At 69.4% G+C, this 14385-nt stretch carries 12 protein-coding genes, 1 tRNA gene and 1 other RNA gene; 6 read left to right on the plus strand and 8 right to left on the minus strand.

The window, feature by feature from the left end:
• Positions 1 to 30 precede the first annotated feature (30 nt).
• From JNB50_RS09900 to ffs, 4 genes are all read right to left on the minus strand, one after another.
• Entirely contained in the window at positions 31 to 1224 is a 1194-nt protein-coding gene (locus JNB50_RS09900) for an acetate/propionate family kinase (RefSeq protein WP_208039968.1), read from the minus strand.
• Positions 1221 to 3359, minus strand: coding sequence for a phosphate acetyltransferase (gene pta, locus JNB50_RS09905; protein ID WP_208039969.1), 2139 nt, complete (start codon positions 3357 to 3359; stop codon positions 1221 to 1223). The genes JNB50_RS09900 and pta overlap by 4 nt, the downstream gene beginning before the upstream one ends.
• 2 nt (positions 3360 to 3361) lie before the next feature.
• The gene (locus JNB50_RS09910; RefSeq protein ID WP_208039970.1) at positions 3362 to 4792 is read right to left on the minus strand and encodes a DUF1254 domain-containing protein; all 1431 of its coding nucleotides are present in this window, start codon (positions 4790 to 4792) and stop codon (positions 3362 to 3364) included.
• 139 nt (positions 4793 to 4931) lie between these two features.
• An RNA gene (gene ffs, locus JNB50_RS09915) (signal recognition particle sRNA small type) lies at positions 4932 to 5028 on the minus strand.
• A 99-nt stretch (positions 5029 to 5127) separates the two neighbouring features.
• On the opposite strand from ffs, the gene JNB50_RS09920 reads away from it, so the two are divergent.
• Positions 5128 to 5215, plus strand: a tRNA-Ser gene (locus JNB50_RS09920).
• 49 nt (positions 5216 to 5264) lie between these two features.
• Here the strand turns inward: JNB50_RS09920 and JNB50_RS09925 are convergent.
• A complete protein-coding gene (locus JNB50_RS09925) occupies positions 5265 to 6185 on the minus strand; it encodes a DMT family transporter (RefSeq protein WP_208039971.1) in 921 nt (306 codons plus the stop codon).
• 31 nt (positions 6186 to 6216) lie between these two features.
• Here JNB50_RS09925 and JNB50_RS09930 point away from each other — a divergent pair, with 31 nt between their 5' ends.
• Together JNB50_RS09930 and JNB50_RS09935 are read left to right on the plus strand one after the other, a co-directional pair.
• Complete coding sequence (locus JNB50_RS09930; RefSeq protein ID WP_243768327.1) at positions 6217 to 6786, plus strand: XRE family transcriptional regulator; 570 nt, start codon at positions 6217 to 6219, stop codon at positions 6784 to 6786.
• Positions 6787 to 6844: 58 nt separating this feature from the next.
• Entirely contained in the window at positions 6845 to 7372 is a 528-nt protein-coding gene (locus tag JNB50_RS09935; protein WP_208039973.1) for a hypothetical protein, read from the plus strand.
• 394 nt (positions 7373 to 7766) lie between these two features.
• Here JNB50_RS09935 and JNB50_RS09940 read toward each other — a convergent pair whose 3' ends face one another.
• Entirely contained in the window at positions 7767 to 8123 is a 357-nt protein-coding gene (locus tag JNB50_RS09940; RefSeq protein ID WP_208039974.1) for a hypothetical protein, read from the minus strand.
• A gap of 305 nt (positions 8124 to 8428) precedes the next feature.
• On the opposite strand from JNB50_RS09940, the gene JNB50_RS09945 reads away from it, so the two are divergent.
• Entirely contained in the window at positions 8429 to 9469 is a 1041-nt protein-coding gene (locus tag JNB50_RS09945) for an ATP cone domain-containing protein (protein WP_208039975.1), read from the plus strand.
• Between the two features lie 13 nt (positions 9470 to 9482).
• On the opposite strand, the gene JNB50_RS09950 is transcribed toward JNB50_RS09945, so the two are convergent.
• Positions 9483 to 10178, minus strand: a complete 696-nt coding sequence (locus tag JNB50_RS09950; protein WP_307794678.1) for a TetR/AcrR family transcriptional regulator C-terminal domain-containing protein — start codon at positions 10176 to 10178, stop codon at positions 9483 to 9485.
• A gap of 66 nt (positions 10179 to 10244) precedes the next feature.
• Here JNB50_RS09950 and JNB50_RS09955 point away from each other — a divergent pair, with 66 nt between their 5' ends.
• A complete protein-coding gene (locus JNB50_RS09955) occupies positions 10245 to 11831 on the plus strand; it encodes an amidohydrolase (protein WP_208039977.1) in 1587 nt (528 codons plus the stop codon).
• 117 nt (positions 11832 to 11948) lie between these two features.
• Complete coding sequence (locus tag JNB50_RS09960) at positions 11949 to 13337, plus strand: APC family permease (protein WP_208039978.1); 1389 nt, start codon at positions 11949 to 11951, stop codon at positions 13335 to 13337.
• A gap of 60 nt (positions 13338 to 13397) precedes the next feature.
• On the opposite strand, the gene JNB50_RS09965 is transcribed toward JNB50_RS09960, so the two are convergent.
• Positions 13398 to 14336 carry a sugar-binding transcriptional regulator gene (locus JNB50_RS09965; RefSeq protein ID WP_208039979.1) on the minus strand — a complete coding sequence of 313 codons (939 nt, stop codon included), beginning with the start codon at positions 14334 to 14336 and terminating at the stop codon, positions 13398 to 13400.
• Positions 14337 to 14385 lie beyond the last annotated feature (49 nt).

The following is a 14385-nucleotide window of genomic DNA, read 5'->3' on the forward strand; positions in this document are numbered from 1 at the left end:
GCCGCGCCGCCGCATGCCGCACCCGCCAGCTCAGCCCGCGCCGACCGCCTGCAGGGACTGGCGGGCGATCTCGAGCTCCTCGTCGGTGGGGACGACGAGCACGGTCACCCGGGAGTCGTCGGCGGAGATCCGCCTGGCCTCCCTCGACGCGGCCCCGTTGCGCTCCGGGTCGAGCCGGATGCCCAGTGCCTCCAGGCCGGCGCAGACCTCGGCGCGCAGCCTCCCGTCGTTCTCGCCGATGCCCGCCGTGAAAGTCAGGACGTCCAGGCCGCCGAGCAGCGCGGTGTATGCGCCGATGTAGTGCTTGAGCCGGTGCACCGTCGTGTCGAGCGCCAGCCGTGCGGCGGCATCCCCCGACTCCGCGGCGTGCCGCACGTCGCGCATGTCACCATGTCCGGACAGCCCGAGCAGGCCGCTGCGCCGGTTGAGCAGCTCGTCGAGGTCGTCGATCCCGAGCCCTGCACGCCGAGCCAGGTGCACCAGGACAGCGGGGTCGAGGTCGCCGGAGCGGGTGCCCATCACGAGCCCCTCCAGGGGCGTCATTCCCATCGAGGTGTCGATCGACCTCCCTCCGTCGACCGCACACGCGGACGCGCCGTTGCCGAGGTGGAGGACGATCTGCTTCAGCTCGCCGAGCGGGCGGCCCAGGAACTCCGCCGCCGCCCCGGACACGTACTTGTGCGACGTCCCGTGGAAGCCGTACCTGCGCACCCGGTGCCGCTCGGCGAGGGCCGCGTCGATCGCGTAGGTGTAGGCCTCCGGCGCGAGGGTCTGGTGGAAGGCGGTGTCGAAGACGGCGACGTGCTGCACGTCGGGGAAGGCCGCCTTCGCCGCCCGGATGCCCTGCAGGTTGGCGGGGTTGTGCAGCGGCGCGAGGTCGGCGAGGTCTTCGATGTTGATCTCGACCAGCGGCGTCACGATGGTCGGCTCGAAGAAGCGCTTGCCGCCGTGCACCACCCGGTGCCCGACCGCGGCGAGCGGATGGTCGTCGAGGCTCGGCCCCTCCGACTCGAACGCGTCGAGCATCACACGGAACGCCGCGGTGTGATCCGGGATGGCGAGCGTGGTCTCCCACTTGCCCCTCTGTCCCGTGTGCCGGATGTGCCCGGACGGCTCGCCGATGCGCTCGATCAGCCCGGAGGCCAGCGCTTCCTCGCTCCCCGCGTCGATCAGCTGGTACTTGAGCGACGAAGAGCCGCTGTTGACCACCAGCACCGCGCTCATGAGAGCGCCGCCTGAATGGCCGTGATGGCGACCGTGTCGACGATGTCGTCGACGGTCGCGCCGCGGGAGAGATCGTTGATCGGCTTGCGGAGGCCTTGCAGCACCGGGCCGATCGCGACCGCGCCCGCGCTCCGCTGCACCGCCTTGTAGGTGTTGTTGCCGGTGTTGAGGTCGGGGAAGATGAACACCGTCGCGCGTCCGGCGACCTCCGAGCCCGGCATCTTGGCCGCCCCGACGGCGACATCGGCGGCCGCGTCGTACTGGATCGGGCCGGCGACGGCGAGCTGCGGCTCGCGCTCGCGCACCAGCTCAGTCGCCGTGCGCACCTTGTCGACGTCGGCACCCGCTCCCGAGTCGCCTGTCGAGTACGACAGCATCGCCACGCGCGGCTCGATCCCGAACTGCTCGGCCGTGCGCGCGGAGGAGACCGCGATGTCGGCCAGCTGCTCGGCCGTCGGGTCGGGCACGACGGCGCAGTCGCCGTAGACGAGCACCCGGTCGGCCAGCGCCATCAGGAAGACGCTGGACACGACGGACACACCGGGGCGGGTCTTGATGATCTCGAAGGCGGGCCGGATGGTGTGCGCCGTCGTGTGCGCCGCCCCGGAGACCATGCCGTCGGCGAGGCCGAGGTGCACCATCATCGTGCCGAAGTAGGAGGCGTCGGTGACGGTGTCGGCGGCCTGGTCGACCGTGATGCCCTTGTGCGTGCGCAGCTTGGCGTACTCGTTCGCGAAGCGCAGTCGCAGCACGTCGTCGAACGGGCTGAGCACCTCCGCTCTGCTGAGGTCGAGGCCGAGCTCGATCGCCCGCGACCGTACCTCGAACGGCTCGCCGAGGATCGTCAGGCGGGCGACCCCGCGCGCCAGGAGCGTCGCCGCCGCGCGCAGGATCCTGTCGTCGTCGCCCTCCGGCAGCACGATGTGCTTGTCGGCGGCGCGGGCGCGCTCGATGAGGTCGTACTCGAACATGAGCGGCGTCACGACCTGGTGCCGCGACACGTCGAGCAGCGCCAGCAGCCTGTCCGCGTCCACGAACCGCTCGAAGAGCGCAAGCGCGGTGTCGTACTTGCGCTGCGAGTCGGCGGCCAGCCGGCCGCGGGCGTGCGTGATGCGCACGACGGTCTCGTAGGTGTCCAGGTTGGTCCGCACGATCGGCAGCGGCGAGCGCAGGCCCGCGAGCAGGCGCTCGATCGGTTCCGGCAGGTCGAAACCGCCGTTCAGCACGATGCCGGCGATGGACGGGAACGTGCCGGAGGAGTTCGCCATCAGCACGGCGAGCAGCACCTCGGTGCGGTCGCCCGGCACCACCACGACAGCGCCCTCCACCAGGCGCGGCAGGACGTTGTCCATCGACATGCCGGCGACGACGACGCCGAGCGCCTCGCGCGCCAGCAGCCCCTCCTCGCCACCGATCAGGGTCGCTCCGGTGACCTCCATGATGGAGCGGATGCTGGGCGCCACCAGGAAGGCGTCCTCCGGGATCGCCCACACCGGCGGTAGCTCCGGCCCCGACGCGACCGCAGGGCCGGCGCCGGCAACCGCCTCGCCGACGGCCGCCACGATCTCGTCGAGGCGCTCGGCGTCGGCCCGGTTGGCGACGACCGCCAGCACGCCGGCGTGCTCCTCGCGCAGCTCGGCGAGGGCGAGCTCGGCCAGCTGGCGAAGCTCTTCCGGCGAGCGCGGGTCGGCCTGGCCGAGCCGCTCGCCGAAGCCCTGGCCGATGCGGCCGCCCAGCACCAGCAGCACGGGTGCGCCGAGGTTCGCGGCGATCCTCGCGTTGTAGCCGAGCTCGGTCGGGCTGCCGACATCGGTGTAGTCCGAGCCGAGGATGACCACCGCGTCGCTGCGCGCCTCCACCGCCCGGAACCGCCGGACGATCTCGCCCAGGGCGGCGTCGGCGTCGGCGTGCACGTCCTCATAGGTGACGCCGATGGCCTCCTCGTAGCTGAGGTCGGTGCTCACCCGGTCGAGCAGGAGCTCCAGCACGTAGTCGCGTTCGACGGCCGACCGCGCGATCGGCCGGAACACGGCGACGCGGCCGACCGAGTGCCGCAGCGATTCGAGCACGCCGAGGGCGACGGTGGACTTGCCGGTGTGCCCCTCCGCGGAGGTGATGTAGAGCGAACGGGCCACGGTCAGCGGGTCTCCTCGTCGATCGGCGGTGTGGTGTCTTCGGGGTCGTCGGAGCTGCGCGGGTCTTCGGTCGCGACCCGCACGATCGGCGAGAGCCGGTAGCTGCCGTCGAGCACGGCCGGACCGGGCGAGTACAGCCGAAGCAGCGGCCGGAACGTGCCGTGCGGGGCGGGAAGCCAGTTGGCCGCAGCGGTGTCGTCGGTCGGGCGCGCGGCGCTCATCGTGATCGTGAGGCCGCCGTCGGCGTCGTACACGATCCCCGAGGTGCGGTCGCCCAGCGAGTAGCGCCCGATCGCGTTGTCGACGAGGTAGTACTGCGGGAGGTCGTACATCGTGACCGACCAGAAAGCGCCGACCGGAGGGGTGGGCTGCAGCCGCAGGCGGTACTCGTGCTCACCGGTGAGGGCCTCCCCGTCCGCGTCGACGTAGGTCGGGAAGTACGCGGCTTCGTAGCCGTGGTTGCCCCAGAGGCCACCGAGCGCCGCCGCCGCGCGGTGCGCGTACCGGGTCGTCGGGTCGGTCAGCTTCCAGGCTGGGCTGTCGAGGGCGCCCACCTCGAAGAAGTCGACGTTGTAGTCGAAGACGTGGAGGTTGACCTGCCAGCCGTCGACGAGCGGGATGGCGGTGTGCAGTGAGGACTCCAGCGCCTGCTTGCCGACGGCGTAGCCCTCCTCGAGCGCCGCGCGCACCTCCGCGGGAAGCCCGCCGACCGGCGTCGTGCCGGTGAGGCCGAGCGGCTCGTAGGTCGCGAGCGTGCGCCCGTCGTGCTCGGCGGGCGGGAAGGCCTGCGACCACACGCGCATCCGCTCGAAGAAGGTGAGCGCCTCGCTCGGGCTCGGCGCGACCTCCGGGACCCCGGCAGCGGGCGCAAGCGACTCGCGGGTCGGCGTCAGCGTCAGCGCGTCCTGCAGGGCGTGCACGGCGGGGAGGTCGTCCTCCCCCGAGACGGCCCAGCGACCGACGATGGTGCCGATCCGGGTGGGGAACCGGACAACGGTCGCGCCGACTTCGCTTTCACCGTGGTGGGGGCCACCGGCCTCCCACTCCGGGGGAACCAGCAGGAAGCGGCCGGCGTCGGAGCCGGTCGCGCGCGTGCCGACATAGGCGAAGTTGTTCGTCCACGCGTCGATGAACTGCAGCACGTAGTAGCGGTCGCCGACGGCGGGCACCTCGAGCAGCAGCGGCCCGACGCCCAGGTCGAGCTGCGCGATGGAGTAGACGGTGTCGTTGTTGACCGACACGAACTCGGTCTCCGGGCCGGCGAGCGTGCGGGCGTGACCGAATGCGTTGTACGGTGTCGGCGGCACGGCCCCGAGCCCGTCGCGCGTAAACCGGTCGACCTGCTCGAGATCGAACACGAGCGGGAAGCCGACGACATACGCCTCGGACGCCAGCTCGGCGATCCCGTGCTCCACGGATACCTGCTCGGTCATGCGCGCACCTCGACTCGTCGGAGTGTCATTCTACAAAGCGTAGAACAGTCTGGAGGGTGATGGGAAGCTGCTGTGCTGCCCACACTCTACGCGGCGCGACCCATCCTCTCCTGAACACGGACCACGGCACCCCGGACACGAAAAAGACCCCCCACGCACCCGCCAGAGCCCGGTTACCCTTGCTGCGTTTCCGCCCTGGGGGAGTTGGCCTGGATGGCGCCACGTGGGGAGCCGCGAACCAGTCTAGCGGGTCCGTCTGGGAGGCCGTGCACAACGGCACCTCCGGCGTCCGCTAAGATATTGTGAGCCGTCGCCCGCAAGGCGAAGGCAACCCAGGAGAATTCGCCTAGTGGCCTATGGCGCACGCTTGGAAAGCGTGTTGGGTGCAAGCCCTCGGGGGTTCGAATCCCCCATTCTCCGCCAGTTTTCCAGAGGCGCCGCGGGATCCCGCAGGGCGGATTATCAACCCCTGCTACTCCGCCGCCACCGGCACGCGCTTCTCCTCCACCGCCCCCGCCCGGCGACCGCGCAGCTCGCTGACGAGCACGCCGGCCACCACGAGGACGGCGCCGACGATCGTGGTCAGTGGCATGCGGTCGCCCGCCAGCCGCCCGACGATGCCGCCCCAGACCGGTTCGCCCGAGTAGATGATCGTCGCGCGGGTGGGAGAGACGTGCCGCTGCGCCCAGTTCATGGTGAGCTGGATCAGGCAGCTCGCGATGCCGAGTGCCAGTGCGGGGATCAGCCAGTCCCACGAGGGCGCGGGCGCTGCCTCGCCGGTGAGGGGCATCGCGACGAAACCGATCACGCCGGCGGCGAGAAGCTGCACGATCGTCACACCTCGGGCGTCGACACGGGAGGCGAACGCACTGATCAGGATGATCTCCGCCGCGATCGGCACGGTGCTCACCAGGGTCGCGATCTCGCCGGGACCGAGTCCGACGGTGAACGCCGAAGGCCCGGCGATGAACAGCAGCCCGATGAACGCGAAGCCGACACCCACGAGAGTCATGCGCCGCGGCGGCCGACGCAGCACCAGCCATTGCAGCAGCGGAACCAGAGGAACGTAGAACGCGGTGATGAATGCGGACGTGCTGCTCGGGATCGTCGCCAGCCCAGCGGTCTGGAGTCCGTAACCGAGGGCGATCGCCGCCCCGATGGCCGCGCCCGCGCCGAGCTCGCGCCACCGGATGCGCACAAGCGAGCGGTGGAACACCGCCACGCTCACCAGCCCGGCCATGGCGAACCGCACCCCGACGAAGAACCAGGGACCGGTGTGCGCCATCGCCAGGTGGACGACCAGGAACGTGGTCCCCCACAGCGCCGTGATCGCGATCAACGCGAGCTCATACCGGCTCACGGAGAACCGGACACGACTCCCGATGTGCAACATAATGCACATCCTATGGTGCAGAATAATGCACATGCAACCCGGCGACACCAGCGTGCTGACCCATCTCGGGGACAGCCTCCGCCGCCTGCGCCGCGACCGCTCGATGAGCCAGGAGGCGCTCGCGAACGCATCGGGGATCAGCCGCCGCACCATCATCAACCTGGAGGCCGGCGAGACGAACGTCAGCCTCGTCGCCCTCGACCGGCTCGCCGGCGCGCTCGGCGCGACCTTCACCGACCTCGTCGTGGCCCACACAGGTTCTGAAGAGCACGCCGCCCCGGCGGAGCTCGACGTCGCGGTGTGGCGCGGCACCGACACCACGAGCATCGGCCGGCTCGTGGGCGCCGTCGCCGCCCGCTCGGAGGTACAGGTGCTGAGTTGGCGACTCGCGCCGGGCGAGTGCTACGACGCCGACCCCGACCCAGCCGGATGGCACGAGATCGTCGTCGTCGTTGCAGGCGCGGTGCGGTTGCGCCTCGGCGCGGGCGGTGCCGTTCTCCTCCGCCAGGGCGACCACACCGTCTTCTCGAGCGCCCAGCCCTACAGCTACGAGGCAGACGGCACGCTGGCGGCCTCGTTCCTCCGCATCGTCACGTCCTGACCGCACTGCGTGCGCTTCGGCTCTACCCGGAACCGACAGCGGGTGCTTTACTTCACGCATGCCAACCGCTCCTGTTTTCGACGGAGGCGCGCTCGTAGCCGAGTTGGACGCCCACCGGGCCGAGCTCGGGTTGCGCTGGCCGGCTGTGGCGGAGGAGTTGACCGAGCAGTCGGGCCGGCTGAGAGCCGCGCTGAATGACAATGCCGTGTGCCCGGGTGCGCTCGTGCGCACGGTGAGACGCGGCTCGATGTCGTGCCAGTACGCGCTGATGCTGCTGCAATGGTTGGGGCGGTCACCCGAGGATTTCCTGTTCGGACAGAGCCGATCAGTCGGAGACACACGCCTGCCTGCCGTCGGGACCGATGCGCGTCTGCGGTGGGATCTACCGGCGCTCTACGACGCCGTCAACGAGCAGCGGCGTGACCGCGGGCTCACCTGGGCAGGCCTGGCCGAGCAGCAGGGATGCACCCCGAGCCGCCTGACGAACCTGCGTACCGCGCGCCTCGCGGACATGGACCTCACCATGCGGCTCACGCAATGGCTGGGCAGGCCCGCGGCGGATTTCGTGCATCCCGCCACCTGGTGAAGACGCGCCTCGCGAAGCAGCCGATCCGCCCGCCGGCGCTCGCGTCGGTCAGCTCGCGTCTCCCGAGCGAATGAATCGCCAGAGGGCGACGAAAGTACTGAAATCCGTTGCGCTGGGCACCGTGGGCGACTACGAGCACAGGCGGCTGCAAGCACAGGGTGCTTGCGAGATCTCGGGTTCGCGGTCTGCGCCGGAAGCCTCCGAGCCGGGTGATCGTCCGGCTTGCCGCGATCTCGGCGAACTGGAAAGCGTGTCGTGTGCAACCCCTTCGGGAGTTCGAATCCCCGGTCTCCGCCATCTTCCTCGATGACGAAGGCCCCGAGATCCGCATGATTACGCGGAAGTCGGGGCCTTCGCTATTTCTTCGATCGGCGATTCAGCTGCCCGTGCGCGCTCAGTAGCTGTAGCAGAACCAGGTGTAGGGGTTGTGGTAGTCGGCGTACGCGGCGTGCACCCTACCCTTGTACTGCGGGTATTGCTGGAGGCACGCCTGCTCGGCATAGAAGCCCCGGTCTCCTGACGGTGTTGCGCACCACCACCCGTAGACCGTGTTGTACCGGACTACGGCGTTAGCGGTTGAGCCGTAGTGCGCTCGGCAGTATGTCTGCACGCTTATCCCGCCGACGATTGTGCCGGCTTGAGCTGGCGGTCCGATGAGCGCCACGCCTCCGAGCACGAGAGCCGCTGCGACGATAGCCGCCTTGACGCGGACTTTCCTCCAGGCCGGTGGTGTCGTTTCCGTTTGAGTCATTGTCTATTTCCCTCCATGGCTTCGTTCCTGTGGGACCGCGTTCACGCCGCCTCGACCGCGCAAGCGCGGGTCGAATCACCGTGTTCTGAGCCGCGGCTGTCGTTCGGGGTGTTGATCGAGCAGAGGATGGTGGTGGCGTCGTCGGCACCTGAAGGAGATACCTCCCAATCCTGCGTTCACGTGCCGACACGTCCACTGTGCCGTGTCCCGCTTTTGGTGGACATAGTCTCCGCAGCCGGAGGCCGCTTCTTGTTCCACGCGGCTACAGGTAGCCAATCGACGGCCAGGCCGGGATCATCATGGCTATGGGTGACACAATTGATCGGACGACGAAGAACCTGGGCATGCCCTGCATCGTTTGCGGTGAACCGACCGAAGTCCTCAACACCCGGAGAAGACCGCCTGAGTCGGAGGTCCACCGGCTTCGCCGGTGCCGGCTTGATCACAGCTTCCGTACCACGGAGACACCGAACGCTCCGGACCTGAGCGCTTTCGCGGTGCGGCGGTCCAGCGACGGTCAGCTGGCGTCGGATCCGTTCAGCAGGACGACGCTGCGAAACGACATCTACGCCATTCTCTTCAAGAAGAAGGGCCCCCTCGATGTTGACGCCATCGAGGCGCTGGTGGGCCGAGTGATCCTGCGTATTGATCGCGAGCTGCCGACCACCCGCACGCATTTGACGGCTGAGGAGTTCCGTCGCCAAACGTCGATAGTCGGGGCGATCCCCGACACGACGATTTCGAACGCCGTGGAGGAGGAACTGCGGAGTGGAGACGGAGGGTCGTTTCGCGTCGCCGAGTTGCTCTATGCGATGGCGATCCACGGTCGTAACGACAACCGTGAGGGGTGGGCCGACGCGACGTCCGTGATGTCCTGGGTTCGCCAGCGCTACCCGGGAATCAGTCCCCGCCCGCAACGGGGCCGCCTCGGGGAACCCGGTGCACCCAGCCTGCCCGCGCCTCGTCGCATGGAGTGGAGACCCGAAACCGTCATGAAGAGGGACGGGACCAGGCCGGACTTCTCAGTGAGGCAGTTGCAGAAGGGCATACATGCGGCGCTCTGGGGTCGCGAGGATGCGGCGGCGAAAGCACTGATGGTCGCCCACCTGGTGCTGAGCGACATTCGTGGGCAACGAATTGTGCAGTCCACACAGCTCTCTGCCTCGGTGCTTGTTCATCTGCGCCGCGTGGACGACATCGGTTACCTCCGTTGGGCCACCATCGTGAAGAACATTCGCGGCGTCAGAGGCCTCACCGAGGAGGCTGCGGATCTGATAGACATTCCTTCTCGTCGAGCACGGGTAACCAAGGACTGGCGCCGATGGGCGCGCTCGCAACACGGTTGAAGCCTGGCCCGCCTCAGCGCCCCGCGGTGATTTCACCGAATCGGGCGCGCAGCCCGTCCAGGATCGCGTGCAGTCCGACCGCGAAAGCTCCGTCAGCCGGGGGTGCGTCTCCGATCGCAGCCGCTCGTGCAGCGTAGGCGGAGGCGAACGCCGGAATCGACGCCTCCTCTCCCGCCGGGTCGAACATGTCGCCGGGGGCGACCGCGTCGAGCGCGGAGCCGAGGATGAACGACTCGACCGCGACGATCGTCGGCAGCACCTCCTCCTCCGGCCAGCCCGCCCGCACCATCGCAGCGACGACCGTGTCGTACATGCGCATCGTGCGGCGCGCTCCCCTGACCGGCAGCGTGGCGAGGAGCGCGATCGTCGGCGGGTGCGTCGCGAACGCGACCCGGTACGAGTACGCCCAGTGCAGCATCGCTTCGTCCCACGGCTCCGTCGCGAACGCGCTCACGTCGATCCGGTCGCTGATGAGTTCGCGGACACCGGCGATCACGTCTTCCTTGCCGTCGACGTGGTTGTAGAGGGCGCTGGGCCGCACCCGGAGGGCCTGAGCGAGCCGGGACATCGTGAAGCCGTCCGCGCCGCTCTCGTCGAGCAGCCGGAGCGCGGCCTCGGCGATCAGCGAGCGGGTCAGCACGGTCGTGGTCGGGCGGCCGACGCGACGTGCCGGTCGATCGATTCCGCCGCTGCTCTTCCCCTGGGGCACGTTCACACCCTAGTATCTGACGAAATAAAAGAACGTCATTCATTTTGTTGACCACACGGAGGTGGGATGGGCGCGACGGTGTTCCTGAACGGGACGATCCTCGACGGGTACGGAGCGGACGCCGCGGCGACGACGGCACTCGCGATCGACGGAGATGGAAAGTGGATCGCGACCGGACCGGAGGCCGAGGCGCTCCGCGGTGACGCCGAGGGTGTCGTCGATCTCGCCGGAGGCGTGCTCGCCCCGGCGTTCGGCGACGGCCACGCCCACCCGCTGCAGGGCGGCCTGGAGAAGCTCGGACCCCAGGTGCGCGCCTGCGCCAGCGTCGCCGAGATCGTCGCGTGCGTCAAGCGCTGGGCCGACGAGCACCCCGAGCAGGAGTGGATCTACGGCGCCAGCTACGACGCGACGCTCGCCCCCGACGGTATGTTCGACGCCCGCTGGCTCGACGAGGCCGTCCCCGACCGTCCGGTCGTACTCCGCGCCTGGGACTATCACACCGTCTGGGTCAACTCGGAGGCCCTGCACCGCGCCGGCATCGACGCCGACACTCCAGAGCCGCCGCTCGGACGCATCCCGCGCCGCGAGGACGGCAGCCCGCTCGGCATCCTCCAGGAGCCGGGAGCGGTCGACCTGCTGCTGCCGGTCGAGCCGGGGCGCCCCCACCACGAGCGCGTCGAGGCGCTGCGGCTCGCGACCGAGGAGTACGCCTCGCTCGGGATCGCGTGGATCCAGGATGCCTGGGTCGAGCCGGCCGAGGTCGAGGCCTATCTCGACGCCTCCGTCCGCGGCCACCTCGCCACCCGGGTCAATCTCGCCCTGCGTGCCGACCCGCTGCGCTGGCGCGACCAGGTCCCCGCGTTCGTGGAGGCCCGCCGTCGCGTGGAGGAGCTGAACGACCCGCTGCTCACCGCCGCGACCGTCAAGGTCTTCGTCGACGGCGTGGTCGAGAACCACACGGCGGCGCTGCTCGACGACTACACCGACGTCCCCGGCGACCGCGGCATGGTCAACTGGGATGCCGCAGAGCTCGCCACCGCGGCCGCGACCTTCGACCGGCTCGGCTTCCAGCTGCACTTCCACGCGATCGGCGACGCCGCCTGTCGCATCGCCCTCGACGTGTTCGAGCAGGTCGAGGAGCAGAACGGTCCGCGAGACCGCCGTCCCGTCATCGCGCACGTGCAGCTGGCCGACCCCGCCGACCTGCCGCGCTTCGCCCGGCTGGGCGCGATCGCGAACTTCGAGCCGCTGTGGGCCCAGCTCGACCCGATGATGCTCGACCTGACGCTGCCGCGACTCGGCCCGGAGCGCGAGCTCCTCCAGTACCCGATCCGCACCCTGCACGACTCGGCGCGGATCTCGTTCGGCAGCGACTGGCCGGTCAGCGACAACGACTGGCGCCCGGGCGTGGCAACCGCCGTGACCCGGCGGACCGCGGCCGGCGTCCCCGCGGACGGCTGGACCCCGGCCGAGCGGATCGCCCTCCCGGACGCGCTGAACGCGTACTCGGCCGGCGTCGCCCACCAGGCTTTCGCCGACGCCCGACGCGACCTCGTCTGGCTCGACCGCGACCCGCGCGCCGTCGCCCCGCACGACCTGCGCGGCATCCGCGTGCTCGGCACCTGGGTCGCCGGCGTGCGCCGCACCCCATGAGCGACACGAACCGCACCATCCAGCAACCCGCCCCTGTCCAGCCGACCACCTCCCCCTGATACCCACCCAACTCATACCCACCCACGCAACTCCTCGACGAAGAGAAGGCACGCAGACATGACCACGACCGACCTGCCCGCCCAGCCGCATCTCAAGCGCGCGCTCGGCCCGACCGCACTCGTGCTGTTCGGGCTCACCTACCTGGCCCCCGTCACCGTGTTCACGACCTACGGGATCGTGACGGAGACGACCGACAACCACCTCCCGTCCGCGTACGTCGTCGCGCTGGTCGCGATGCTGTTCACAGCGTTGAGCTACGGCGCGATGGCGCGCCGCTACCCGGTGTCCGGCTCGGCCTACACGTACACGCAGCAGGCGTTCGGCGGCCACATCGGCTTCCTGACCGGCTGGACGCTGATGCTCGACTATCTGTTCCTGCCGATGATCAACTTCCTGTTGATCGGCATCTACCTGAACACGCAGTTCCCAGCGGTGCCGCAGTGGGTGTTCGCGCTCGCGTCGCTGCTGCTGGTGCTGCTGTTCAACCTGCTCGGCATCACGCTGGTCAACAAGCTGAACATCGCGATCGTCGCACTGTCGGTGCTGCTCGTCGTGGTGTTCGCCGTCCTCGCGATCAAGGAGCTGACCACCAACCCGTCCGCGGCGACGCCGAGCCTGATCGAGCCGTTCCTGCCCGGCAAGGGCGGCCTCGGCCCCGTCTTCGCAGGCGCCGCCGTGCTCGCCCTCTCCTTCCTCGGCTTCGACGCGGTCTCCACCCTGTCGGAGGAAGCCAAGAACCCCCGGCGCGACATCCCGCGCGCGATCGTGCTCACCACGCTCGTGGGCGGCGCGATCTTCATCGTCGTCTCCTGGCTGGGCGCCCTGGTCTTCCCGAACTGGCACGAGTTCCAGAGCGTGGACTCGGCCGGCGTCGACCTGATGGCCAAGGTGGGCGGCAGCTTCCTCACCTCGTTCTTCGTCGCGGTCTATGTGGTCGGCGCGTTCGGATCGGGCATGACGACGCAGGTGAGCGTGTCGCGCATCATCTACGCGATGGGACGCGACCGGGTGCTCCCGGCGATCTTCGGCAAGCTGCACCAACGCTTCCGCACCCCCTGGGTCGCGGCCCTCGCGGTGTCGATCGTCTCGCTCCTGGCGCTGGTGCTGACGCTGGACGTCGCCGCGACGATGATCTCGTTCGGCGCGCTGGCCGCGTTCTCGATGGTGAACCTCTCGGTGATCCGCACGCACCTCTTCCCGAAGGGCGGCCGGAACACGCCGTCGACCCGGGAGTGGCTGCGCTACGGGCTCCTGCCGGCGATCGGCTTCCTGCTGACGGTCTGGCTCTGGACCTCGCTGACCGCGACGACCTTCATCGTGGGCCTGAGCTGGATGGCGGCCGGTGCGATCTACCTGGCGATCCTCACCCGCGGCTTCCGGCGCCGTCCCCCGGTGATGGACTTCTCGGAACAGCACGAGGGGAAGGCGGAGGACACGCTCGTCTGACGCAGGAGATTCGTCACGAATCGCGGGATTCGTGGCACGAAAGTGCGGATTCGTGACGAATCAGACCTCGAGGAGGTGGCGCGCCGTCCCGGCGTCGGTGACCAGGCCGCTCAGGAGGCCGGCGCGGAGCACGGACGCGATCGCCGCGTGCTTGGCGGCGCCGCCTCCGACGCCGATGACGTGCGGCGCGGCGCGGAGCTGGTCGGCGCTGATGCCGATCATGCGCCCGTCCAGGACATCGACGGCGCACCCGTCCGCGTCCAGGAGCGTCGTGCCGACCTCGGCGACGACCCCGCGCGCGATCAGCTCCGCCGCCTCGCCGGTCGGAACGAGACTGTCGTGCAGCAGTGAATCCTCTGGCCATGCTCCGATCGTGACCACCGCGCACGTGAGGCGATCGAGCTGTGCCAGGCTCTGCATGATCCCGGGTTGACGTGCGATCGTCGCCGCCGCCGCATCGTCGGTGACGATGAGCGGGGCCGGAAGGCGGTAGACGGCCCCTCCCGACCTCCGGGCCAGCGTCGAAACGGCCTCGGTGCCGTGCTCGCGCATCGGGTCGGCGACGCCCGTGAGCTGGACGACATCGCAGAGGGCGATCGCGCCGATCGCTCGGGACATCTCGAGGAGCGTGCGGCCTGAGCTCACCCCGAGCCTGTCTCCGTCGACGATCCGGGCGGCGAGCAGCTCGGCCGCGATCGACCCGAGCGCTCTGCGCAGATGGTCGGCGTCCTCCGTCGCACTGGTGATCACGTACGCGTCGTCGAGGTCGAAACGGTCTCGCAGAGCGATCGACAGCTCCGCATCCACCGGACCGGGAGCCGAAATGCTGATCGAGACGATCCCGGTGTCCAGAGCCTTGCGGATCAGCCGGGCGACCGCGAAGCGCGAGATCTTCAGCTCTTCGGCGATCTGCGTGCGCGATCGGGAGTCCAGGAAGTAGCGCTTGCCCACGTACGCGAGGCGGACCGCCTCATCGGGAGCCAACTGCTTGCCGCTCATATGAGCACCGTCACATCTCTTCTGTTTAGTGGTTTATATTTTTGATGAT

The sequence above is a fragment of the Leifsonia sp. TF02-11 genome, assembly GCF_017565305.1.
GTDB lineage: Bacteria > Actinomycetota > Actinomycetes > Actinomycetales > Microbacteriaceae > Leifsonia.